Source organism: Parapedobacter tibetensis (assembly GCF_024704835.1).
Lineage (GTDB): Bacteria > Bacteroidota > Bacteroidia > Sphingobacteriales > Sphingobacteriaceae > Parapedobacter > Parapedobacter tibetensis.
Genome location: NZ_JAMXBE010000004.1, coordinates 169,831 through 196,233 on the forward strand (window position 1 = coordinate 169,831; position 26,403 = coordinate 196,233).

At 49.6% G+C, this 26,403-nt stretch carries 15 protein-coding genes; 8 read left to right on the forward strand and 7 right to left on the reverse strand.

Annotation, left to right across the window (positions count from 1 at the left end; genetic code table 11):
* Position 1: 1 nt before the first annotated feature.
* From NF543_RS08045 to NF543_RS08070, 6 genes are all read right to left on the reverse strand, one after another.
* Positions 2–1,243, reverse strand: coding sequence for a glycosyltransferase (locus NF543_RS08045; protein WP_257667605.1), 1,242 nt, complete (start codon positions 1,241–1,243; stop codon positions 2–4).
* A 3-nt stretch (positions 1,244–1,246) separates the two neighbouring features.
* Positions 1,247–2,011 carry an alpha/beta fold hydrolase gene (locus NF543_RS08050; protein WP_257667606.1) on the reverse strand — a complete coding sequence of 255 codons (765 nt, stop codon included), beginning with the start codon at positions 2,009–2,011 and terminating at the stop codon, positions 1,247–1,249.
* The gene (locus tag NF543_RS08055; RefSeq protein WP_257667607.1) at positions 1,998–2,303 is read right to left on the reverse strand and encodes an acyl carrier protein; all 306 of its coding nucleotides are present in this window, start codon (positions 2,301–2,303) and stop codon (positions 1,998–2,000) included. The genes NF543_RS08050 and NF543_RS08055 overlap by 14 nt, the downstream gene beginning before the upstream one ends.
* A complete protein-coding gene (locus tag NF543_RS08060; RefSeq protein WP_257667608.1) occupies positions 2,291–6,544 on the reverse strand; it encodes a type I polyketide synthase in 4,254 nt (1,417 codons plus the stop codon). Before NF543_RS08060 ends, NF543_RS08055 begins: the two co-directional genes overlap by 13 nt.
* The gene (locus NF543_RS08065) at positions 6,541–13,554 is read right to left on the reverse strand and encodes a type I polyketide synthase (protein WP_257667609.1); all 7,014 of its coding nucleotides are present in this window, start codon (positions 13,552–13,554) and stop codon (positions 6,541–6,543) included. Before NF543_RS08065 ends, NF543_RS08060 begins: the two co-directional genes overlap by 4 nt.
* Before the next feature lie 650 nt (positions 13,555–14,204).
* A complete protein-coding gene (locus tag NF543_RS08070) occupies positions 14,205–15,857 on the reverse strand; it encodes an FAD-binding dehydrogenase (RefSeq protein WP_257667610.1) in 1,653 nt (550 codons plus the stop codon).
* A gap of 149 nt (positions 15,858–16,006) precedes the next feature.
* Here NF543_RS08070 and pxpB point away from each other — a divergent pair, with 149 nt between their 5' ends.
* From pxpB to NF543_RS08100, 6 genes are all read left to right on the forward strand, one after another.
* The gene (pxpB, locus tag NF543_RS08075) at positions 16,007–16,756 is read left to right on the forward strand and encodes a 5-oxoprolinase subunit PxpB (protein ID WP_257667611.1); all 750 of its coding nucleotides are present in this window, start codon (positions 16,007–16,009) and stop codon (positions 16,754–16,756) included.
* Entirely contained in the window at positions 16,725–17,741 is a 1,017-nt protein-coding gene (locus NF543_RS08080) for a 5-oxoprolinase subunit C family protein (protein ID WP_257667612.1), read from the forward strand. Before pxpB ends, NF543_RS08080 begins: the two co-directional genes overlap by 32 nt.
* A complete protein-coding gene (locus NF543_RS08085; protein ID WP_257667613.1) occupies positions 17,738–18,499 on the forward strand; it encodes a LamB/YcsF family protein in 762 nt (253 codons plus the stop codon). Before NF543_RS08080 ends, NF543_RS08085 begins: the two co-directional genes overlap by 4 nt.
* Positions 18,499–19,674, forward strand: a complete 1,176-nt coding sequence (locus NF543_RS08090; RefSeq protein ID WP_257667892.1) for an NRAMP family divalent metal transporter — start codon at positions 18,499–18,501, stop codon at positions 19,672–19,674. Before NF543_RS08085 ends, NF543_RS08090 begins: the two co-directional genes overlap by 1 nt.
* Before the next feature lie 62 nt (positions 19,675–19,736).
* Positions 19,737–21,758 carry a heavy metal translocating P-type ATPase gene (locus NF543_RS08095; RefSeq protein ID WP_444511709.1) on the forward strand — a complete coding sequence of 674 codons (2,022 nt, stop codon included), beginning with the start codon at positions 19,737–19,739 and terminating at the stop codon, positions 21,756–21,758.
* A 157-nt stretch (positions 21,759–21,915) separates the two neighbouring features.
* Positions 21,916–22,383, forward strand: a complete 468-nt coding sequence (locus NF543_RS08100) for a cold-shock protein (RefSeq protein WP_257667615.1) — start codon at positions 21,916–21,918, stop codon at positions 22,381–22,383.
* A 146-nt stretch (positions 22,384–22,529) separates the two neighbouring features.
* Here NF543_RS08100 and NF543_RS08105 read toward each other — a convergent pair whose 3' ends face one another.
* Complete coding sequence (locus NF543_RS08105) at positions 22,530–24,410, reverse strand: vWA domain-containing protein (RefSeq protein WP_257667616.1); 1,881 nt, start codon at positions 24,408–24,410, stop codon at positions 22,530–22,532.
* Positions 24,411–24,488: 78 nt separating this feature from the next.
* Between NF543_RS08105 and NF543_RS08110 the strand changes: the two genes are divergently transcribed.
* Both NF543_RS08110 and NF543_RS08115 read left to right on the forward strand, forming a co-directional pair.
* Positions 24,489–25,070 (forward strand): RNA polymerase sigma factor, encoded by a 582-nt coding sequence (locus NF543_RS08110; protein ID WP_257667893.1) that lies wholly within the window; start codon positions 24,489–24,491, stop codon positions 25,068–25,070.
* Entirely contained in the window at positions 25,057–26,355 is a 1,299-nt protein-coding gene (locus NF543_RS08115; protein ID WP_257667617.1) for a carboxypeptidase-like regulatory domain-containing protein, read from the forward strand. The genes NF543_RS08110 and NF543_RS08115 overlap by 14 nt, the downstream gene beginning before the upstream one ends.
* Positions 26,356–26,403: the final 48 nt, after the last annotated feature.

A 26,403-nucleotide genomic window follows, 5' to 3' on the forward strand; every position in this document is an offset into this window, starting at 1 on the left:
GTTATCCTTTATGGGTTACTTCAAATGGCTTTTTGTCTGCCTTTGTCCGGTATCCCCCTGACTGCGACAATTCCTCAAGCCGCGAAGCGGCATCATCGGTACCACCCAAACCGGCAAAAGCCTTTTGTATGGTGGCGGCCTTTTGACGATAAGTATCATCCAGCAGCACGGTTTCCACGGCGTCTTTCAAATGTTGCGACTTGAAACGTTTATAATTGAGTCGTATTCCACATCCGGTTTCCACCACACGGCCCGCCACATAGGATTGGTCATAGGCAATGGGTATCACCACCAACGGCAATCCATTGGCCAAGCTTTCGCATACGGTATTTTGTCCGCCATGGCACACTACGGCATCCAGATGTGGTAGCAACTCCACCTGAGGTATCTTTTCGCAAACCATAAAATTGGGCGGCCATTCGGTGAATAGCTTGGGATCGGTTACCACCACCACCTGCATAGGCTGCCCGGCAAACGCCGTCACAACTTTAGCAAAAAACTCTTTTTTGTAAGCATGGTCAAACGTGGTGCCGATGGAAACCAGCACTCTTGGAGCTCCGGGCTCCATGGTTTCAAAGCGCTTCCAATCGAATGGCGCAAGTGATCGGCGGTGCTGCATCACCGGCCCTGTGAACCGGTAATGGGGAGGAAGCGCCATATCTCCAAAAAAAGCGGCAATGCTAGTAATCAGCACCAGTTGGGGCGAAAGGGTGATATCAGCTGAACTAAGCAATCCCAATTCACGCTGCAGGGCAAGCACCTGCTTATGCTCCCAAGCATATACCCCTGGCAAATCATATTTCAACCGAATGGCCGCCGGAGCGGTGACCAATGTGGCATACTGGATATCCAATAGGTTTGCTGCAAATGCACCGGCAAATAGCTCGTGGTCATGGATCACTACATCCGGTTGGAATGCGTTGAGGCAACCTACAATGCCTTTAAACATATACCGGTTGAGTGGCATAAGCACATCTTCATATAAGAACTTCACGCTCTCAATGCCCGTAAAGTGATTTTGGGTGATGTGGTTTTGATAATCGGACTGGTCATGCTGTGTCACCAAACTACCGGCTTCCTGTACCAAGAGCGATTTCCCTCCTACTGGAAGCTGTGCTGGTAAGGATTCGTCGAGGCTAATCCATGCCACTTCATGGCCCCGCCTCAGCAGTTCGGCACCGATGCTCAATGTGGGATTCACATGGCCGGTAAACGGTGGAACAGTAAAAGCAAATTTGGCCATACCTTATCTTTTTTCTATAAAATACTTCACAAGTGCGGATCCTACGGCATCCGGTTGTTGGATGGGGATGTTATGGTCGCCATCCAGCAACTGCAAGGTGGAGTCGCCCAGTCGCTCTTGCAACTTCTTGGCTGCATGGAGGCAGTTTGACTGCTTTCCATAAATTAGCAAAGCGTGCCGGATGGCACCTAGGTTTTCCGCTTCCATAAAATGCTGGTCACGGAGCATATCGGCTTTCATGGTGGTTTGATGGAACAGAAATTCGTATTTCCGGTGGTTTTTCTCCAACTGTCGTTTGCCCATGCTGAACCGCGTGGTATCCGTATAATTGGCAATGTAATTTTCCAGAAACTCCCTGCTATAAACATTGATCACATCCCTAGTTTGCTGGTCAGCGGGGTCAGGAGTATCGATGATGGCCAATCGTTTCACACGGTCTGGAAACCTTAGCGCGCTTTTCAGGGCTATCAGGCCGCCGAAGCTATAACCCACCACATAGACCTCGGGGAGATGGAGATAATCCAGCAGACCCTTGAAATCATCAGACATATCCGCTAAACCATAACCAGAATTTACCTCTTCGCTCAAGCCATGGCTCCGCAAATCATACATCAGCACATGGAAATGCTGGGCCAGCAACGCGGCAATGTTGAAATAATAAACGGACAAATTGCTGAACATGCCATGAATAAGTACCACCGTAAGCGTACCTTGCGGGTTTAGCTCCTGCATATGTATAGCAAGGCCGTTTACCTTAATGACGGGCATGCTGGATATAGCTAATGATGTCATCCAAATTGAGTGCGATGAGCTCATCCAAATCCATGCTGGATAGCCATCCTGTGAAATCGATCTGCTCCCCGAAATGGGTTTTCACCTTTTCGGAAAAAGCCACGATTTCGATGCTATCCATTTCCAAATCTTTGGTAAAGGAGCTTTGCGGGGTAATATCCAGGTCTTCCATGAATTCTTCGCCGATGACTTCGGTGATAAAGCCTTTCAATGTGTCAAATACATCTGAATTGCCCGATGAGACAGGCTGAGTAGTTATAATGTCCATCCGATTATATAATTTTTGTAGCTAATGGTATGAATAATGGTTTGATTTATCGTCAAGTTAAAACCTTCAATGTCGCTTACTTCATAAGCTTTGGGATTGCCTTTCAATCCCATGCCAAGGTATTTTCCATAAGCTTCCTTGGCCACCCAAAACCGGGTGTACCATTCGGCGAGATCCCTTCCTGCCAACAGCTTTTTCTCAGACACTGTGAATACCATGTTGGCAAAACCTTCGTCCCGCTCCAGAATTTCCTCCATATCAATTCCCACCGGAATGCCGAATCGGGCAATGGCCACGCTGTCCTTGTTCTTGTGCGATAAGGAAACTTCCACGCCATCTGCTGGGCCATGCCCCACCACCATAGGCTTGCCATAAGGGTTAGAGGCGATTTCCAATTCAATGGGGTAGCAAGCTTCAGCGCCGCCGTTACGCATCGCCAGCCGAACGGCATCTTTGGCAGCCACACGGCTGATGATACGCTCCCGTTGTTTCCGTGGGTTCAATGATTTCACCTGTTTCTTTTCAGTCTGGTTGAGGTATCTTTTGATAATGAAATCCCAAGAGACCACGCGCTGGTAGGCATTATGAAAGAAACACACGCCTGGGGCTATTTCTTCAGACAACAAGTTATTTAGCGGATCCATCGATACATTCCACAGGCGTTCATCAATTTCCAGCCGCCGGTTTTGCCAGCCCCGAATATAAGCCCATAGGTGCCCACTCTTTTCTATGATGATATCGGCTGAGGCAAATTCGTCATTGAGTTGCGTGGAGAGGCAGGTACAGGTAAAATTTCCTTGCTGGTCATGGCGGTCGGCATAGAACTGCACCTCATCTATTTTGACGGGGAAAGCCACCTTGTCTTGATCAAGTGTGAGCTGCAGCCAGAGGCCAAACAATTGCCCGGCATTATCCAATAATGAGCCTTTGCCGGCTGCTCCCACTATGATGCCGCGGATACCGCCTTGTCCCACGGATAATACCTGCTGTATGCCCTGGTAGGCTAATCCGTGAAACATATGATGCGTATAAATCTGCTCCGGTGTGATGGTTATGGGTAGCGTTGCCCCAATTTCCGTAGTATACAAAGGCACCTCTTCATACCGGGTTGATAGATCCACCGACGCACTGGCGTAGTCGCTTAGTATGACGCTGACCGTATGTCCGTTATCATCTTTTGTTGCCTTCAACGTATCCCGGAAAGGATTGGCTACATTGAGCCATTTATGCACCTTTATCTGTTTGATTTTATGCACCATCTGCCCTTCTTCAGACAATGATTCCCCCATTTCAGCAAACAGCTCCAGAATCATGGTCATTGGTATCACCGGATCCGTATCTTCCGGATGGGGCCAGCCCTCCCGTTGACGGATTAACGCGTGGTCTGTCAGATACGGGGTGTTTTGCAGGGAAATGTCCAATTCCCTGACAACCGATTTCAGTTTTTGGGGGGATGTTACGCTGGTTTTAAGCCGTTGAATAATGGTCGCCTGCGCTTCCTGTAGTTCATTAATGTTGGCCACATAGGCGTCCACCAGCGGATGTACCGTACCCAGCTGGGTATAGGTATCATACGGCAAAGCATACTTGGGCACATTTGCCCTTCCTTTCAAGGTATCCAGTTCTTTTACGAAAGGAGAACCGAGTTGCAGCGTAATGGATGTTGACTGCTGCGCCGTCCGTGGTGGTTCAATCCCCAACAAGGTAAGATCGGTATTTTTCCCCTCCACAAATAAGGCGGCCAGCACCCGTTTCAACTGATCCAGTCCACGCCGATGCGGCGAGTTTGCCGCTATTGCGCTATAATTCTTTCCCTTCAGCGTATCATCTACAAAACCAACCAAACCACCCGATCCCACCTGAATGAAACAGCGTACCTCTTCCTCCCTGTACAGTTTAGCAATCAACTCCCGGAAACGCACAGGTTTTACGAGATGTGCAATGCTGAGCTCCTTGATGGCTTCATTGTCGTCCGGATAAGTGGTTAACGTGGTGGCCGACCAAAGCGGTGTGGTCAACTTGCGGAATTCCATCTGGTTCATGCCCAACATCAAGTAGTCGAGTTGTTCGTGCATAAACGGGGAATGGAACCCCGACTGGAATGGCATAGATTGGTGGAAAATCTGCTTTTGACGCAGCACAGCAACAAATTGGTCCACGGCCTCATTGGTACCGCATAAGATTACCTGCTGCGGGCAATTGTCTATGGCTAGGTAAACATCAGGGGTGTTTTGCAGTAGTGGCAGCAAAGTATCTGCTCCGGCGCCCACGGCTAAAAACCGGGTATGGAGCTGTTCAAAAGAGTCAGGGTTGAGCCGTTGCAACAAGTTTGCCACGGAGGCTTCTGTAGCCAAGCCCGATGCGCGCCCGGCTAGCCATTCGCCTAAACTATGCCCGGCATTGAGGTCGGGAACAACCCCCAGCAACTTCAACGCCGAATCAATGATCCGGCTGCGTTCCAGGACTTCAATGGCTGTGCCAAAAACGCCCTCCCCATTACCTTGCTTGTTTGTGGCTTCGCCCAATGGCAAATCAAAATAAGTAACCAGGCTTTCCACTTCGCCTCCAGCGAGCGCATCAAGCCCAGGAAACAGGAAGGCAATTTTGCCGCCACGTGTCAACAGGGGTTCATTGGAAAACCAAATGTCCTGCCGATTACGCCATGGTTTACCCCGCTGCACGATTTTGATGGCTTTCTGTATACGCTCGGGGCTGGGGTCAAATAAGGCTATCCTGTAATCTCCGTGGCCTAGGTCTTGCTGCCCTTCCTCCAGTGCTTTAATGAGCGATGCCGCTGAGGATCGGGCCAGCAACCGAGCTTTATCCTGCATTGGAAAAGCAGGGATATCGTTAGGATGGTCAAAGGCTTCGAGCACCACATGGGCATTTATCCCACCAAATCCGAACGCATTCACTCCAGCCACCAAGGGCAGTCCGCTTTCCGGCCAACTTCGAGCTTGACGGATAGGCTCAAAGCAGCTTTCCTTCAACGCCGGTAAGGGCTCTTCGCAGTGCAGGGTGGGCGGCAGTAGCTTATGGTGTAAAGCCAGTGCCATTTTGATGAGTCCGGCTATACCGGCGGCGGGCATGGTGTGGCCGATCATGGATTTGATGGTACCGATACCGGCTTTAGGTTCGTCGGTAGCCTTGCTGAAAAGTATGTTGAGCGTCTCTAATTCCGTTTTATCGCCAAGTGGCGTACCTGTGCCATGGGCCTCAAGGTATCCAATGTCTGACCGATCCATCCCGGCATGCTGCCATGCTTCTTCGATGGCTTTTTGCTGGCCTTTGATCGATGGGCTCATCACACTGGTGCCTGCCCCATCGCTGGATACCCCCACCCCTTTGATCACGGCATAGATGCGCTGGCCCGCCAGTTGGGCGTCCTCAAGCCTGCGCAAAACGACCACGCCACAGCCTTCGCCGATAAGCAGGCCATCGGCCCGTTGGTCAAACGGACGGATTTGTTGGTCGCGTGACAGTGCTCCCAATTGCGTGAATATGCTCCAAAATGGTGCATTCTGGCTCACATGCATACCTCCTGCAAGCACCATGTCCGCATGCCCGCTCCGCAATTCCCGAACAGCATGATCAACCGCTATCAATGAACTGGCACATGCGGCATCCACTGTATAGGCGGCTCCCCCCAGATTCAGCCTATTGGCCACCAAGGAGGCCACCATGTTTGGGATGAGCCCCATCGCAGTATCTGCTGCGAACCGGCCTTTTTTTTGCTGAAATTCCCGTTTGGCGCGGAGCAAGGTTTCCTCATCCATATCAGGAAGCAATGTCCTTAGCAGCTGTATAATTTGCTCGCCTGTACGTACAATTTCAATGGCCCGTGTTGCACCTGGTCCGGCATAGTTGCCTTTGCCAATAATGATGGCGGTGCGGTCTAAGTATGGGGCCTGATCCCCAACATCTGCATCTTCCAATGCGGTTTTGGCCAACGACAGCATCAGCAAATGTTCAGGCTCGGTACCGGCCACGGCTACGGGTAATAGACCAAACGGGATGGGATCAAACTGAACAAAATCATCAATAAAGCCACCCCTTCGGCAATAAAACCGGTCGACAGCCGGGCCATCGTTCCCGAAAAAGCAGGTTTCCATGCGATGTTCAGGAACGGTTTGTATGGCATCCTTGCCCTGCCGGATGTTGCGCCAAAAGGCCTCGACATCCCCGGCACCGGGAAAGATTCCGGCCATACCTACGATGGCTATGTCTACCCCTTTCTTCATGTCTGTGCCATTAACTCCGCTGTTTTCTGCCCAGCCATAATAAGCACCTGACTATCTTGGCCATATTTCAATTCCTGTAAAAACCACGCTTTCCCTTGCTCCAGGGGGATTAGTTTGATGCCACGACGTTTGTAGGTTCTTTCCAAACCCGGGGAGACCATTCCCGCACCTTTCCATGGCCCCCAATTAATGGCCATCACCTTGCCGTCAATCCGCTTGTTTTGGATATGTGCAAATTCATCCAGCACACTGTTGGCCGCCGCATAATCCGTTTGGCCACGATTCCCAAAGACTGATGCCACACTGGAAAACAATACCATGAATTTGAGTCCATCCCAGCGCAACCGATCAATGAGAATATTCAGCGGGGCTACTTTCGTATCATACACCCGCTCAAATGATTCAATTGATTTTTGCTGGAATAATTTATCTTCGAGCAACCCGGCACCATGGACAACACCATCTATGCGCCCATAAGTAGCATACAATTCATCAATGAACGCGGCCAAAGCTACTCCGTCTTGTAAATCCAAGCTATGGTAGGAAACTTCAGCACCACATTGGCCAAATGCAGCCAATGATTCCCGAATTTGGTTGGTCTTGAAAATCTCATTGGCCCGACGGGTTATTTCTGCAGGGCTTGTATAACGGCCACTATCAATCAGCGTCTTTTTTATCGTCTCGAAATCCATAAGGCTCGCAAACTCCTCTTCGATGGTTATAAGCGGTGTACGGCCGACTAACACATAACGGCAGGGGCTATCATTAGCCACATGCTGCATGAGCTGGGCGGTGATCCCCTGGGCACCTCCAAAGACTAAGATCACATCCTCTTCGTCCAATGCCAATGATGCCGAATGCCCTGTTTCCAAATCCTCAGGAACGTGTTGCCATACATGGCGTAGTCCCTCTTTGTATACAATCTCCATTGTGCCCTCCGGATGGGCTAGCTCATCCAATACCCAGGCAGCCATTTGCTCAATACCTGTTGCGGATTCCACATGGATGACCCGGCAGCTGGTTTGTTCCCATTCATGTCCCAAACTTTTCAACAAACCTGCAAATCCTTGCGATTGCTCGGGTAAACTGGGGCTTTCCAATAGTGCATAAACCCACTTTGTCTTATCGGGAGCCAAGCCCTTGAGTATAGGCAATGCAGCTTTGAGCGATATCGAATCAGCCGGTACCGATAACAGATTAGGAAATATCAAGCCATCATATGCAGGAAGATTGTCGACCGCGCCGTTATGGATGAGGTCTACCGTCGCTCCTTTTTCTTCAAGCATACCCTTCATCATATCACTCCATGTACCTGATCCCAAGATAGCTATATGCTCTCCGTCAAATGTCAAGCTGGTATTGTCAGGCAGGGGCACGGATAACGCTCCAAAGCGAAAACGTGACAAGCCATTTTGATCGGTATCTTCATCGGACAGCGACCTATCGTCATCCAATATCTTTTTGGCCTCGGCGACGGTTTCAAGGCCACCCGAAACCGCATTTTTCACCCATTCCACCAAGCCATTTAATGATTTGATGGACGCCATCTGCTCCATCAGCCTTTCATCGTCGGTTTCGCTGTTTTTATCAAACAGGCCCATCTGCGTCTTCACTTCCCCCATGATTTCCATGCGTTTGATGGAGTCAATGCTGAGGTCGGCCTCTAAATCCAAATCCATACCCAGCATATCCGCTGGATAGCCTGTTTTATCGCTCACTACCGTTAGCAAAATAGTTTTGATTTGCGATTCAGTCAGTCGGGTGGACGCTTCGGGAAGCGTCACTGGAGTGCCTTCATGCGCAGGTGCATCCGTAGTAGGCCTGTATTGGGTAATCCATTCCAATAACGCGCTGAGGGTTTTTATACCGGCCAGATCCTCCATCAATGCTTCATCTTCTACGCCATCCGGTTTTGAAAAGCCCCCTAGCTGGAGACGGAGTTCACCAATGATTTCCATACGCTTGATGGAATCGATGCTAAGGTCGGCCTCCAAATCTAAATCCATGCCTAGCATATCCGCTGGATAGCCTGTTTTGTCACTCACAATATGTAACAGGATATCCTTAAGCGGTAATGCTGCGGTGGCAGCCGGTGGTAATACCTCGGTGGTTGCCGCAGGAACAACATCTATTGTTCTCCCCGTGCCCAACTCGGCGATCGGTCGATCTGCCACGCTTGGTTGCTGGCCAGGGTTTTGACCCAAATAGCCGAGCATCACATCCCGTTGCGACTGTGCCAGTTGGCGCATGCCCTCCAAATACTCCGCTATCAATTGCACAGGCTCGGCATTGCGCCCCGGTGTGGCCTGGTGAGGTATGCTGGAAAAGGTAGACAACGGCGTTATCACGGGCAGGGCCGCATAGCTAGGTATCTTACCGTTTTCCGGCATGGCCAGTTGCCCATTGACCCACCATGTACTTTTGCTGTGGCTGTACTGTTCGATATTATGTAGGTCCAACAGCCGCGCTTCCCTTCCATCAAACAATAATTGCAGCTTGAGGTCCCTTCCGGTGGCCATGTAGCTCGCAATAGCTCCCAAGAAATGGGCAATACCCGCTTGGTTACGGTCCTCGGTATGAATAATGTGGGCATCCGTCCCCACGATGGATCGGGTGAGACCGGAAAGTACGTTGCCGGGCCCAACTTCGATGAATATACGGGTGCCCTGTGCATATAGTTGTTCGATTTCTTCAACAAACCGCACGGGTTTGACTAAATGTTCAGCCAACTGCTCCTTGATACCGACTGCTGTTTGGGGATAGGGTTGCGCTGTCGTGTTTGACCACACCGTAACGCCTGCCGGTTTAAAATCAACCGCATCCAGCATCTCGCGGTACGTTGATTTGGCTCCAGCAATCAGCGGGCTGTGGAAGGCACAGGCCACGTCCAATGCTTTGCAGGGGATACCGGCCGATTTCAGCCGTTGCATAGCGGCTGTGATAGCCTCGGTACCACCAGCCAACACCCATTGCTGGGGTGAATTGTGATTCACGGCATACACACCTTGTTCAGCATTGGCTAGCTCGGAAAACGCATCTTGTGAAGCGTTGACCGCGAGCATCATCCCTTTGTCGTCTCCTACGGCATCGAGGATGGCTTTGGCCCTCCACTCACTCAGCGGCACCAACAAGTCTTCGCTAAATACACCGGCGAAACAAAGCGCAGGCAATTCACCGTAGCTGTGGCCCACCAACACATCAGGCACCACACCCAGATTACGCAGCAAATCTGCCAAGGCATAATCTACGATACCCAATAATGGCTGGGCCATCCGGGTATCCTTCATCCTTTCCCTCTGCCGTACGGATTCAGCAGGGTCAAAAGTGGCGGGAGGAAATAAAACATCCGCATAGGCGGGATACCGTTCAAGCCAATTGCGTAAGCTGGGAAATGCAAGGAAAAGTTGCCTTGCCATGCCAATACGCTGGCTTCCCTGGCCGGAAAAAAGCAACGCTACCTGGCCCGCTTGCGGTTGGGTATAATGGATTACCTTATCAACAGCACCTGTACGGGCCAGCGCCATCTTGTTCAATAATTCTTCCATAGAAGTGGCTACAATGGAATACTGAACCGGATGATCGCTGTACATGGCCAAGCTATAGGCAATGTCCTTGAATGGGAGACTATGGTTTACCGCCATCAGCTTTTCGGCCAATGTCATTACCTCCAGGGCTTCTGTGCTAGACGTACCCCGGAATACAAACAGCTCCGCGGGCCAAACCTTCATCACAGCTTCATTTCTTGTTTCCGTTGAAGGATGTTCCAGTATGGCGTGGAAATTCGTGCCGCCAAATCCAAAAGCACTTACCCCGGCCCGGCGTTTCTCTTCAAGCCATGGTGTAGCTGCCACATGGAATACAAACGGGCTAAAGCGCTCCCTATAATATGGATTTGGTGTGTTGAGGTGTAAAGTTGGTGGTTTGATACCATGGTAGACCGATAAGGCCGCTTTGATAACACCGGCAAGACCGGCTGCACATTTTGTATGACCAATCTGAGTCTTTACTGACCCCAGCAAGGTACTTTTATTTGCAGCACCGGCAGCCAACCACATATCGCTGAGCGCGCTCATTTCCGTGCGGTCGCCCACCACTGTACCGGTACCATGGGCCTCTACCATTCCCACGTCTGCGGCTGATATGCCAGCCTGCCAATAAGCCCTTTCCAGCGCCCTAAGCTGTCCGGTTTTTCGGGGTGCGGTAAGCCCCAGGCTTTTCCCGTCGCTTGATCCGCCAATGCCTTTAATTACCGCATATATCTTATCTTTATCGGCTATGGCATCTTCATGGCGCTTCAGCACCACCATGGCAATGCCTTCGCCCAATGCAATGCCATCTGCCTCGCTGTCAAATGTAGCGCACCTCCCTTTTCGGGAAAGGGCGTGGGTGCTAGCAAACAGTAAATAATCGTTGATGCTATTATGGAGATCAGCCGCTCCGGCAAGAACCATGTCGGATTTACCTAGTAGCAATTCCTGGCATGCCAGATCCAGCGCGGCCAGTGAAGACGCACATGCGGCATCGACCGTATAATTCCGTCCTCCGAGATTGAGTCTATTGGTGATACGGCCCGCAATCACATTGGCCAGTACTCCGGGAAACGAGTCTTCCGTAAGCCTAGGCAACGCCTCATCAAGTTCTGAAGGCATTTGCCCAAAAAGTTGTGGAAATAGGGCCCGGAATCCATAGTTATTGGCCAGGTCGTGGCCGCCCTCGGCACCGATAATAACCGAGACATCATCGCCATTGAACGCATCGCCGCCATAACCAGCATCATCAAGTGCCTGCTTGGCCACGAGCAGGCTCAGCAATTGGGTGGGATCAATGGCGGCAAGCGACTGGGGTGGTATGCCGAATGCCAAGGGATCAAAAGCGACTTTAGGGATAAACCCTCCCCATTTGGATGGCGATTTCTCGCCATGCTGAGCATCGGGATCGTAATAGACCGCTTTGTTCCAACGCTCATCCGGCACTTCGGTGATGCAGTCCTTTGCCAACAAGACGTTGGTCCAGAATTCATCCATGTTTGATGCCCCGGGGTAAATACAGGCCATGCCAACAATGGCGATATCCAAGCCTGCTGTTTCATGAGTTTCGGGATTTATGGGTTTCGACATCGCCTCAATCAATTTTTGGCTACCCGTGGATACCTCGCTATGCAGTTGTGCCATGGTCACAATCTCATGCCGCAGCGATACCACCTGCCCGATCATAAACATGCCCATTTCAGCCCTTTGCTCGGCGGTGAGTGCTACCAATTGTGGACCTTTCCTCATCTTACCCTTGCTGGCAATGCGTAGTCGGCCTACATTAAGTGCCTCCAATTTGGCCCATATTTCCTTCTTGTCTGTTGTTTCCGAGGCCATTTTCCGTTTTTCCATTTCGAAAAACCCAGCGAATGGCGAATCTAGGCACCGGGTTTCATGACCCGGTGCGGTTTCGAGCAGTACCGTTTCCGAGTGCATAAGTGCATGGTCTTGGAACTGCTTGAGGATAGCTCCGGTTTCAACCGCCTCTTGCGTGTAGAGGTAGGCTGTACCCATCAGCACCCCCACTTTGCCTCCCCTTGCTGCCAGCGGGGCCGCCATTACCGCTACAAACGACGCGGATAGCGCATCGTGTATGCCTCCGGCAAAAAATACATGTAACCGCTCCGCCTGCTCCTCATCCAGCAACCGGGTAAGCTGCATTTCCCATAGTACAAGACTAGATAATGGTCCCACATGTCCTCCGCATTCCCGGCCTTCGAATACAAATTTGGCTGCGCCTTCCTTCAGGAATAAATCCAGCAGCGCCATCGCAGGGACATGCAGAAATGCGCTGATGCCCATTTTTTCCAGTGCGGCCGACTGGCTTGGCCGACCCCCAGCAATCAGCGCAAAGGGTGGCTTTTCTGCCATGATGTAGGCCATTTGCTCATCTCGCAACTCTTGAGGCACAAAACCTAATATCCCAACTCCCCAAGGCTTATCCGCTACCCGCGCCTTGGTCTCAGTAATCAGCGCTTTCGCATCTTCGCCTTTCATCAACGACAAAGCCACGAAGGGTAATGCTCCAGCTTCGGCAACGGCATGGGCAAAAGCTGGCACATCACTCACTCGGGTCATCGGTCCTTGCGCGATGGGGTAATCGGTGCCCAAATCCTTGGCCATCGTATTGCCCATACCCAATACATTCACCGCCTTGGCCTGCCTAATATGCCCTTGGATGGCATCATACAACGCATGGATGAGGTTTGTTATTTTTCCATACCGTTTGGCCATACCCCCAGCAAAGGCAATATCTTGCCCCATTGGCACGTAAGCCTCATTAAGGTCTAATTCACCCAGTAATGGTTGCAATTTGTGCCATCCGGCCCCTTCGGTCAACGCCGGTGAGTTGGGACGTACCAAAACCCTGAATCCGTCGATGATGCGGGTTTCGTTGCCGCTTAATTTTTCGCACAACTGTTTCAAAGGCGTTGGCACGCTGCATTCTGCAAAAAGTGCCACTTGGCTATCCAGCACCACCCCTTTGGCCCCGAGGGCTACCAAACCCGCCGTGGTATGGACGCCGGCACCACCTTGCACCCATACATCTATATCAGGTAGCTCTTGTTTAATCCGTTGGAAAAGGATAAATGCAGAATCATTTCCCACTTTCCCTGCACTTTCACTGCCTTTGACAATGATGCGTTGGAATCCCGCCGATTTGGCTGCCATGGCATCGGTCACCGACGTCACTTGGTACAACACTTCACCCGTATAAGAAACGGGTATGGGCTTGCCCCAGGGCAAAATGAGCAGATTTACCTGTGATGGGATGGATGATGGATATGGGCTATCATCGGCGAGACAAATCCCAAAAGGTTTGCCCTCATATCGACTTACCTGTATCAATGCCGCATTGGCTTCATCAGCATCACGGCCAACGTGCAATACCGGGAAGGCAGTCGTTTTTCGCAGCCGGTTTACCAGGGCTGTATCTGGTTTTTCAAAAGGGGTAATAATGATAATTTGAGCCGAATTCATCGATAACGTTGTATAGATAAGTTGATAAACAAGATTTTCATCCGCATGTGGCAATTGCCCGTTACTACTTTCGCTATGCCGTTGCCAAGTTTAGGGGCAAACATATGACGACGCAACTTGATATAGCTAACATCTTAAAATTTGAATTGGCGTACCATTTTTCAAAACATCTTCACCAAGATAAATTTGAATGTAAAGGAACTCATTTTATGCTCCATGATACGAAAGCAAGTTAACTTGCATCGTTAAAGAGTTAATATCATATTGTTTCACGGCCAATTGAACAAGAAACGGGAAGCAAAAACATGTTTTCATAGACAACATAGCATAAGGTATTAGAAAATTGCCTGACTTTTGGGTAGATGAATAAAAATCAAACGTTTTGATTTGTAAAACAACCAACAATGGGTATAGCAATGAGATTTTTAAAGGATAGCATCAAGCAAAATTAATACAACACGTCAACATCTCCTACAAATCTTAAATAAAATGCTTACAAATCACTCTACAAAGCTACTAAATAGCCACCCTTAGGCAACCGAAAATCTACAATTGAATGAGATGAACAAGCCGTTAATTACCCTTCTTTATCTATACAACGACTTCAATTTAGGGAATATACGCCTCACTGATTACCAAACACAACGCTATCAGTTCCCCTTTGCGATAGCCAGTCCGCAAGCCCTGCCTGAAAAAATACATCCACCCAAAAATGTCCCTTCCAATGCCCGGTATCCATGCATACCCCCACCGCCAAAGCCTGCCACCTCTCCTGCTGCATATAAGCCGGGAATAGGCGTTCCCGAAGCATGAAGCACCTGTCCGTCGAGGTTGGTTTCCAGCCCGCCGAGTGTCTTTCTCGTGAGGATGTTCAACCGGACGGCAATCAGCGGCCCGTTTCGGGTGTCGAGGATCTTATGGGGTTTGGCCGTACGGATAAGTTTATCACCCAGGTAATTACGGGCTGAACGGATAGCATTTATCTGAGCATCTTTCGAAAAGGTATTGTCGATTTCCCGATCGCGTGCTGTAATTTCGGCTAGGATGCGGGCATGGTCAAGCAAATTATTCCCAGCTAGCTCATTCATCGCCCCGACCAACTCCCAGAGGTTGTCGCGCACGATAAAATCCTCTCCCTGGCTCTTGAAACGCTCCACCGGTGGAGTGGCTAGTTTTCCAAAGGCGCGTTTAAGCACTTGCGACCATTTTTTGTCTGTCAGGTCAGGATTCTGTTCGGAGCCGGAGAGGGCGAACTCCTTTTTCAATATTTTTTGGGTAAGTATAAACCAGCTGTAATCGTAGCCCGTATCCATCAGGTATTGGAGCGTGCCTAATGTATCAAAACCCGGGTATAATGGTACGGGCAAGCGTTTTCCGGTGGCATCAAACCACATGGATGATGGTCCGGGAAGGATGCGAATGCCATGATTGGTCCAAATGGGGCTCCAGTTTTTCAGTCCTTCGGTGTAGTGCCACATCCGATCGGGATGGATGATATTTCCTCCTATTTCGCCTACGATACCCAACATGCGGCCGTCAACATGGTCAGGTACCCCACATACCATGTTTTTGGGCACTTTTCCCAGCCTATCGGGCCAATTTTCCTTCACCAAATCCATGTTGGCACCGATACCACCGGAAGTGACCAGCACTACAGGGGCTTTTAATTCAAACGATGCTTTCACTATCCTGTTGCTTTTTATGCCGCGTGCCACCTGACTGTCTTCGAGGATATCACCCGCCACGCCTATCACCATTCCATTGTTTGTAAGCAATCGATTTACCCGATGCCGAAACTTCAGGTTGACCAATCTATCCCGTTGGCCTTTGTAGACTGCCTCCACAAACGGCATCACCACACCAGGCCCCGTACCCCAGGTAACATGGAAGCGGGGCACGGAATTGCCATGGCCGATTGCTCCATATCCTCCACGCTCAGCCCAGCCTACCACAGGAAAAAACCGGAGACCGAATGATCGGACATAATCCCGTTTCTCAAATGTGGCAAACCGTACATAAGCCTCCGCCCATTTCCTAGGCCAGTAGTCATCTTCCCTATCGAAATCGGCACTTCCCATCCAATCCTGCAACGCCAATTCATAACTATCCTTGATCCCCATGCGTCGTTGTTCGGATGAATTGACCAAAAACAACCCTCCAAAAGACCAAAAAGCTTGCCCGCCAATGGATTGTTCGGGTTCCTGATCAAGTATAACAACCTGTTTGCCCGCTTTCACCAATTCGGCAGCGGCCACCAATCCAGCAAGCCCAGCACCGATGATAATCACTTCACATTGTTCCATGTTGGATAGATTTACACTGATTTCTGCTGAGTGTTACTCAAAGATAGCATTCGTTGGAAAGCAAACAAGGTTTTTTACGGTTTATTATTTTTTCACTATTATTGATGGACAATACACCCAATCAGATCTTTTAACCCATCATGCAAAATATGCAAACATATACAGTTAATGACTTTACTATCTATCCGCTAAGTGAATATGCAGTTACGCTTGAGTTTAGCCATGAAATAAACGCCGATATATTGCAGCTAATCAGTAAGTTCAACACATTGTTGCACAGGAAACCATTTGATGGTTTCTGTACTACAGTTCCTGCGTATGCCACGTTGAGCGTATTTTTTGATCCGTTAGAAGTCATTCAATCACCTCATCTACGCGGCATCAATTGCTTTGAGCGGATTTCGAGTTATTTGAGTAGGCTGGAAGATGAAGAGAAAAATCAGATCATAACCGAAAATGGAACAATGACCATTCCCATTTGTTATGGCGGTAAATTTGGCCCGGATCTGGATGAAGTGGCACGGTTACATGGGATGACGGCCAACGAAGTAATCCATTTACATAGCACCGCCATTTACCATGTATACTTAATAGGCTTTACACCGGGGTTTGCTTACCTTGGGGGGATGCCGGGACAATTGGCCACACCGCGCAAGTCATTTCCCCGTAGCGTTGTACCTGCCGGTTCAGTAGGTATAGCGGGCAAGCAAACGGGAATATACTCGTTGGATACACCGGGTGGCTGGCAAATCATCGGTCGGACACCACTTCATCTCTTCAATCCCAACCGTGCCCAGCCCGCATTGCTGAAAGCCGGGGATAAAGTGGTCTTCAAGGCAATGGAATATGATAGGTTTGAACACTACAATGGCAGCAAAGATGCAGATACGTATCATTAAACCCGGGTTATTGAGCACCATGCAGGATACAGGCCGCTGGAATTACCTATCACAGGGTATGCCTATCTCCGGGGCTATGGATACCTTGTCTTCCCGCATCGCCAATTTAGCAGTGGGGAATAATGCGCATGATGTGGTCATTGAATTCACCTATGGTGAAGCCGAGTTCCAAGCAGAAACCGACATCCTCCTTGCCTATTCAGGTGATGGGGCCACATTAAGGGTGAATTCCCTACCCTTGCCTCCCGATAGACCGTTGTTTATCCCATCGGGTACGAACATCCATCTTGCCAATAACCCGCTGGGCAGCCGCACTTACCTAGCTATTGCTGGTGGATGGGATGTCGCCGAAGTATTGGGCAGTAAAAGCACCTATGTCACCGCTGGGATAGGTGGATATAAGGGCAGGGCACTTGAGCCGGACGACCTATTGAACGCCTGCGGTCAACTGAACGAAACATCGGCAAGAATCCTCCAAAGCCTAAAAGGAACAACCATCAAACATTCGAAATGGGGTATTGCCCGCTGGCTTTTTTTGCCCAAGTACCGCAAAACCGTACACGTAATTCCAGCCCATGAGTTTACATGGTTTGCCGGCAAATCGGTGGTGGATTTCCTATCGACACCTTATACGGTAAGCATACAAAGTAATCGCATGGGATATCGATTGGAAGGCCCATCTATCCATCGATTTGTCAAGCAGGAATTATTATCTACCGCCGTTGTACCGGGCACGATACAGGTGACCGGGGACGGCAGTATCGTGCTATTAATGGCTGATTGCCAAACAACCGGAGGCTATCCGCGTATCGCCCAGGTAGCCGCTGTGGATATCCCATTATGCGCCCAGCTGAAGCCGGGTGATGCCGTCAATTTCAAAGAAATAAGCCGAACCGACGCTGAAAAGCTATATATTCACCAAGAAAACCAGTTGGACAGATTGGCTATTGCCCTGAAAACCGACATGTTAACCGTTTTTAGATGATTTGCATAGACTTGAATTGCGATATGGGTGAGACTGCGGGAAACCAACCCGGCTCACCGGACGAGGCACTGCTTGATTACGTCTCTTCCGCCAATATTGCCTGTGGTTTCCATGCAGGGGATGCTCAACGGATGCAACTTACCGTCCATGCGGCGCTAACAAAAGGTGTAGCCATTGGCGCCCATCCGGGATTGCCCGATTTGGATGGTTTTGGCAGGCAGGAAATACGAGTTACTGCCAATGAAGTATACCAACTGACCACCTACCAAATCGGCGCCTTATATGGTTTCGTCAAAGCCGCTGGCGGAAAACTTCACCATGTAAAACCTCATGGAGCCTTGTACAATATGGCTGCGCGGGATGCCGACTTGGCTGGGGGGCTGGTGACTGCGTTATATGATTTTGACCCCAAGCTGATACTTTACGCACTTGCGGGCAGCGAAATGATCAAGGCCGCCCAGGGAAAGGGTATTGCTGTAGCCGCTGAAGGGTTTTCGGATCGCACCTACCAAGCTGATGGTTCACTGACCCCCCGAAATCACACTGATTCTTTAGTTACCGATGTACAAGAAGCAATAAAACAATCGATTATGTTAACAAAATATCAACAAGTAATCAGCGTCACCAACTCAGTCATTTTCCATCAGGTAGACACGATGTGCATACATGGTGACACGCCCTACGCCGCGGAATTTGCTCAGGCCATCCATGGTGCGTTAGTTCAGGAAGGCATCATGATCAAAGCCCCTTCCATGTGATGGGGAAATACAACTGGAGTGTTTTATTGGGTGCAGCCTTCCTGATGGCCACATCAGCTATCGGCCCTGGTTTTCTGACACAAACCGCCGTTTTCACGGCCCAATTGGGGGCAAATTTCGGTTTCATTATCCTGCTTTCCATTTTGATAGATGCGGTGGCCCAACTGAATATATGGCGGGTTATCACCGTTGCAGACCAACCGGCCCAGGAAGTTGCCAATCGTGTATTACCCGGCTTGGGTTACCTGGTTTCTTTTTTGGTTTTCCTTGGCGGCATGGCCTTCAATATTGGCAACCTTGCCGGCGCAGGCCTAGGCCTGAACGTATTGGCGGGATTGGATGTGGAACACGGAGCCATCATCAGTGCCGCCATTGCCATTGGCATCTTTCTTTATAAGGAAGCCGGTAAAGCAATGGATTTGTTTACCAAGGGACTTGGCCTGCTTATGATTATGCTTATGCTTTATGTCGCCTATCAAAGCAAACCTCCTATGGCAGAAGCCCTTGTCCGGTCAGTTGCACCCACGCAATTCAGTTTTGCAGCGGTGCTCACTATCGTAGGGGGCACGGTGGGTGGTTACATTACCTTTGCGGGGGCACATCGGCTATTGGATGCCCGTATAACGGGCCAAGAAAACCTTCGAGCAGTAAACAGAGGAGCTATCGGTGCCATTGGCATCGCTTCATTGATGCGCGTCCTTTTGTTCGTCACTGCATTGGGGGTCATCAGTGCAGGCAATGTGTTGGATAGCAATAATCCACCCGCTTCCATTTTCAAGCTCGCCAGTGGTCAGATTGGATACAAGTTGTTTGGTTTAGTCATGTGGTCCGCGGCCATTACCTCCGTTGTCGGCGCCGCCTATACGTCAGTTTCTTTTATCCGGAACTTCCACCCACGGATAGCACGGTTAAATCGCACAGTGACCATCGGCTTCATCTTAGTTTCCTGCATCATATATGTGATCGTTGGCCGACCCATCAAAACGCTAATCGTTGTAGGAGCGCTCAATGGGCTAATCTTACCACTTTCGCTTGGTATCATGCTGGTCGCTGCCTATCGCTCCAAGATTGTAGGTGCATATAAACAACCGCTTTGGCTGAGTGTCCCCGGAGTAGCCGTGGTACTTCTCATGACATGGATGGGGTATCAAACCATTGTCCAGCTATTGGAATGATATTATTTCCATAATTTGCATACCTTTGGGTATTACTGTTTATTGAAGCATTTTATATGATGATGAATACCGATCCAAACCATATACATACCTATGACGAACAAGGCCGGCGGACCTGCTGCACCATGGAAGAACATGTATATGAGAAGGCTGGAGCGTCTGATTTGCTCGATGCTGTTGGCGATAAGCAGATACCTCAAGTCCAACCTAAAGAATATCCTATCTTCCGGTTGTTTTTACCAGCCATCATCAGCTTGGTATTATTGCTGCTGGGACTCAGTTTCGACCAAGGGTGGATATCCCGGCCGGCATTTTTCGCGGGCTGGGTACGCATAGGTTGGTATGCGGCTGCCTATGCACCCGTAGGCCTCCCGGTCATATGGGAAATGCTGCAAGCCTTTGCCAAAAGAGAGTTTTTTTCTGAATTTACCCTAATGACCATAGCCACCATCGGGGCATTTCTCATTGGCGAATATCCTGAAGGCGTGGCCGTAATGCTATTTTATACCGTGGGGGAAAACTTCCAAAGCATGGCAGTACGCCGCGCAAAGGGAAATATCAAGGCCTTGCTGGACCAGCGCCCGGATGAAGTGACCGTTCTTGAAAACAATGTACCGCGCCCAGCTAAAGCCGAAACCGTAGCCATCGGGCAAACCATACAGCTCAGGCCGGGCGATAAGCTGGCATTGGATGGCGAGTTGCTTTCTGATGGCGCTTCCTTCAACACGTCAGCGCTAACCGGCGAAAGCAAACCGCAGACCAAGACCAAAGGAGAGCCTGTACTGGCAGGCATGATCAACCTAAATAGGGTCGCCCTGGTGAAAATCACCACCGCTTATACCGATAGCAAACTCAGTAAAATTATCGACCTGGTACAGCATGCCACCACCCGAAAAGCGCCCACCGAATTATTCATCCGTAAATTTGCGAAGGTCTATACCCCTATTGTGGTGCTGCTGGCCCTACTTATCACGGTAATGCCTTATTTCTTCCTTGCCGATTACGTGTTTGCCGATTGGCTGTACCGGGCACTTGTTTTCCTAGTCATCTCTTGCCCTTGCGCCTTGGTTATTTCCATCCCGCTCGGCTATTTTGGAGGCATTGGCGCCGGCAGTCGTCATGGCATCCTTTTCAAGGGAGGCAATTTTTTGGACACCATGGCTGGTGTGAAGCAAGTGGTTATGGACAAAACCGGCACCCTCACCAAGGGAGTTTTTAAGGTTCAAGAAGTGCTGATGGAAGAGGGGTTCGACCAACAAGAAATGCTTCAGTTGGTCAACGCGCTGGAAAGCAATAGCACCCATCCTGTAGCTACGGCCATCCATGAATATGTGGGGCAGGTAGACCGAAGCATCTCCTTGGGCCATGTGGAGGAAATAGCGGGGCACGGCCTCAAGGCCACCGTGGATGGCAAGGAGTTGCTTGTAGGCAATTTCAAGCTGATGGACAAATTTGACGTCACCTATGGCGCCGACCTTTCAGACATCGTGCATACGGTCATTGCCATAGCTTATGATGGTCGTTTTGCGGGCTATCTCTCCATTGCCGATGCAATCAAGCCCGATGCGGCAGAAACCATCCGGCAATTGAAGGCTCTGAGCATAACACCAACGATGCTAAGCGGCGATAAATCAGCCGTGGTGCGGGCAGTCGCTGAAAAATTGGGCATCGCGCATGCATATGGTGATTTATTGCCGGAAGATAAAGTAAATAAAATCAATGAAATAAAGGCAATGAATGTAAGTGTAGCTTTTGTGGGCGATGGGGTAAACGATGCGCCAGTGATTGCGCTGAGTGATGTGGGCATCGCCATGGGTGGACTGGGTAGTGATGCCACCATCGAAACAGCCGACGTGGTCATCCAAGACGATGCCCCCGGTAAGATCCCTGTGGCCATCCGCATTGGCAAGGCCACCAAAAAAATAGTTTGGCAAAATATCACGATGGCTTTTGTGGTCAAAGCCACTGTACTAGCCCTCGGTGCCGGAGGATTGGCCAGTATGTGGGAGGCTGTGTTTGCCGATGTTGGAGTGGCTTTACTGGCCATTCTGAACGCCGTACGCATACAACGCATGAAATTTTAAATCAAACTATACGTTAGCACGACTTTATTATCTCATTATATTTTCGTATATTCGCAAAAAGTAGCACTGTGCCTTTCGTATTTGCTCCCCAGATTGCAAATCCTCGAGCACTATAATTGTATACTAGCGAACCGCATGTTTAATTTAAAATTTATAAATGGGAAGATCACAAGAAACATTCAGTAAAAAAGAAAACACTAAAAAGCGCCTTCAGAAGAAGAAGGAAAAAGAGCAGCGCCGGGAGGAAAAACGGCAAACAGGTACATCTCCCAAGAGCAAGAGCCTGGATGAGATGCTGGCTTATGTGGATGAAAACGGCAACCTCTCCACTGTACCACCAGATCCGAAGAAACTGAAAAAGGTATCAGCTGAGGAAATTATGATCAGCACACCGAAACTAGAAGCCATAGAAGATGGCGATGGCACACGAATAGGCCGTGTGTCTTATTTCAATGAAGCAAAGGGTTATGGCTTTATATCAGACGCGCAAACAGGGGAGCGTGTATTCATACACATCAATGACCTTGCCGAACCGGTATTGGTAGACGACCAAGTGGAATTTGTCGTCAAAAATGGCCCCCGTGGCCTACAGGCAGAATCCGTAAAGAAACTTAGCAACACATAGCGAAAAGGCTGCTCCAATTGGGCAGCTTTTTTTGTATGATCGCCCACACCTTCCCTCACGGTATACAGAACTGACTTCATGGATGTGGCATTCCATATGCATGGAATGCCACCCAGTCCATAAAAGGAACGCGGTGATTTATAACATTACTGCGTTTCTACCGCCAAATCATTGCTTTTGGAAAGTAGTTTAGCGCTCTCGGCCAAACGAATGAATTCAGCCCGGTAGCCTTCGCCATCGACTCCTTTTGCTGCCTTGGCCCGGGCAATGAGCTCATCATAACCTGATTGCTGCTTATATTCGGAATCGCGCAAAAGCATGCCCAGCTCGGCAACGGCACTGGCAAAACGGAAATCTTCACTTGTTTTCGATAAATCTTGCGGCTTGTCCGCAATGGCCACTTGTTGCATGCGGCTTTTTTCGCCATGTGGGTCTTTATACCGGAATTTGATATTGGCTACTTCAGACGAATTGGAAACCACGGTATTGCCCTTGGTCTGTTGGTATTTCAGCGGGTCTACATCACCTGGGTAATCGCTCTTCACCCCTACCGGGACGATTTCATACAGTGCCGTGACTGTGTGGCCCACGCCCATGTCGCCCCCCAGTTTCTGGTCGTTGTTGAAATCTTCCTTTTCCAATAGACGGTTTTCGTAGCCCACCAATCGATAAGCCTGTACTTTAGCGGGGTTGAATTCTACCTGTATTTTCACATCTTTAGCCACGGTAAATAGCGTGCCGCCAAACTCCGTGACCATCGCCTTACGGGCTTCCATGATGTTGTCGATATACGCGTAGTTGCCATGCCCTTTATTAGCCATTAGCTCCATTTTACTGTCCTTGAGGTTGCCCATACCAAAGCCCAGCACCGATAGGCTCACCCCAGATTCCCGCTCCTTGGCGATAAGATGTTCCATATCGCCATCGCTGGACGGCCCCACATTGAAATCCCCGTCTGAAGCAAGGATGATCCGGTTATTTCCGCCCTTGATGAAATGCTCACGAGCAGTACGGTAGGCCAGCTTCAGGCCAGCTCCCCCGGCGGTAGATCCGCTGGCCACCAATCCGTCAATGGCATCCTTGATTTTTGTTTTCTGATTGCCAGGTGTACGCTCCAGCTTTAACTCCGATGTACCCGCATACGTAACGATGGATACATGGTCATTGTCCCGTAATTGATCGACCAACATTTTCATCGAAGCCTTTACCAAGGGTAGTCGATTCATGCTGGCCATGGAGCCAGATACATCCAACAAAAACACGAGATTGGACGGAGGAAGTTGGTCGGTGGGCACTGATTTAGCCTTTAATCCGATTCGTAGCAATTGGTGCTTCGGATTCCATGGGGCTATCGAAAGCTCAGTGTGGATAGCTACTGGATCGCCGTTGGATGGGCCCTTTAGGTTGTATTGAAAATAGTTTACCATCTCTTCAATACGCACTGCATCTGTTGGGGGCAACTGCCCGTTGTTGATGAAACGGCGCACGTTGCTGTAAGATGCGGCATCTACATCGATTGCGAACGTGGATAATGGCTCGCTCTTCGGGTTGAAAAAGCGGTTTTCCGTTATACCTTTATAGGATTCGGAATCCATCGCATATAACATCGGAGGGCGACTTTCATAGGCAATCCGATGCCTTGTTCCCGTCGTCACACCTGCGACGCGGCCGATAAGTACATTTTTCAGTTGAGTGCCATTGCCTACTACAACTATTTCTTCTAATGCCTGAACCGATGGATTAAGCCAAACATCCAGCTTATCGGATTTGCCAATCCCCATCCGTTGGGTTTCATACCCAATAAACTGGAACACCAGGTATTTATCCCCTTTGGCTAGGGCAATGGAATAATGGCCATTGGCATCGGTTTGTGCCCGGGCATTGTGACCTTCTACCTTTACGGATACGCCGGCTAACAGTGTCCCGTTAGCTTTGTCATAAACCGTTCCGCTGATCTGTCGCGGAGTACTGTTCCTAAATCCCACCAGGGATAGCGTCAGCACGATTACATAAAAATAAGTCTTCATGGTATTGAATTTTGGCCAAGGATGCATCAATAAGTATATTTCCATAAACAAGAAAAATAATTTATTTTGCCCATCACAATGAATCGGTTCGGCAACTCCAAAAAACCAGACACAGCAAACGATGAACAGCTGTTGAAGCGTTATCGCGAAACGGGGGATTTGGCTGTGCTGGGGGATTTGTTTCACACCCATGCGGAAATGGTGTATTACGTATGCTTCCGGTATTTACAGGATAGCGAACGCAGCAAGGATGCCGTCATGCAAATCTTTGAGGAACTGATAACCAAGGTAAACAAACAGGAAATCCGGCAATTTGGAAGCTGGCTCTATGTATTGAGCCGCAACCATTGCCTGATGCAACTACGTTCGGAAAAGAAGATGCAGCAAATTTCTCTTGATGAATTTGTGGAATTTCCGATAGCTGCGCATCAGGAGGATAGCCATGAAAACAAGGAGAAACAACTTACAGCGCTTGAACACTGTTTGGAAAAGCTCCCTGAAAAGCAAAAACGTAGCATTGATTTGTTTTTTATGGACGAAAAGTGCTACAAGGAAATAGCCGAGATGACCGGATATAGCTTAAAGGATGTAAAAAGTTACATCCAAAATGGGAAAAGGAACTTGAAAATATGCATGGAGGCAACCCATGAAGAAGCATAAACCCGATATCGCATTGATCCGCAAGTACCTCAACGGGGAGCTGAGCCCACGTGAGATGTATGAAATGGAGCGGCAGGCGCAGGACGACCCCCTGCTGATGGATATCATCATGGGCATGGAGCATGGCGAACTAGGAGAGCATGATGCCAATTTATCGGACATCCACAAGCGAATCGAACAGCGTGTAAAACAGGGAGGCAAAAAGGCAAACATGGTGTTATGGTGGCGTTGGGGAGCAGCCGCATCGGTTGTTTTCCTATTAGCCATAGGTGGTGCATTATGGTTGTTCCGCGAGCAGCCAACACCAATGGAAGAACGTATTGCGCAGCAGGCCCCGTTGCAAAAACAAGAAGAAACAGCTCCCGATACGCCAGCTGAAAAAGCCACCCGTGCCCCTGTTGCAGCTGAAAGCGAGGTTGCCGATAGTCCACAGGTACTGGCAGCACGACCAGCACCAAAACAATCAGAAGAATCCATTCCCCCATCCGCAGACACACGCTTAGCAAGCCGCAAGATGGCTGATACTTCACCTACGAGGTTGGCTGCTTTACGCCCCATGGAGCAAGTCCGGCTTCGCGGTGTGAATGACACGCTGGGCGAAGCACAGGTTGCAGATTACATGGCCCAAAAGAAAGAAAATGCTGTGGCTTACTTATCAGCCATCAACACACCCGACTCCCCAAATCTAACCGAGGCATTAACAGGTCGCGTGGCCGGTGTATCCATAAGGGGAACCAAGGAACAGCCAGCCTTTACCGGAACTGTAGTGGACAGGGAAACGAATGAACCGTTAGCCGGAGCTACCATAAGGCTCCGCGATGGCAGCTATACCATCATGACCGATTCGACGGGTAAGTTTACCGTCGGCAGGGAAGCCAAGGCACAAATGGAAGCCATGATGATTGGTTATAAAAGTCGGCAAATCAACCTAACCGATAATGATAGCCTCATCATCGGGTTGGAGTCGGATAAACAGACACTTAGTGAAGTAGTGGTAGTAGGCTACGATCCCATCAAGCAAAAGAAGAAAGCCGAACCAAGGATAGGCTGGGAAGCCTATAATCAATACCTCAAGGACCATGCGCGCAGCCATGATGACCAAAATGGCATTGTTAAGTTGGCCTTCATGTTGGATGCTGAAGGCAACCCCATCAATATCCGCATCGTGAACGGCCTTAACGACGACTTGGATCAACAAGCGATCCAACTGGTGCGCGATGGCTCAACGTGGGTGCTGGGCAATGACGAAAGCCAAGAAATCCAATTGAAAATTAGGTTCCATTGAGTAGCATATGTTCCGTTCACTCGCGATTTGTCCAAATTTGAACAAGCC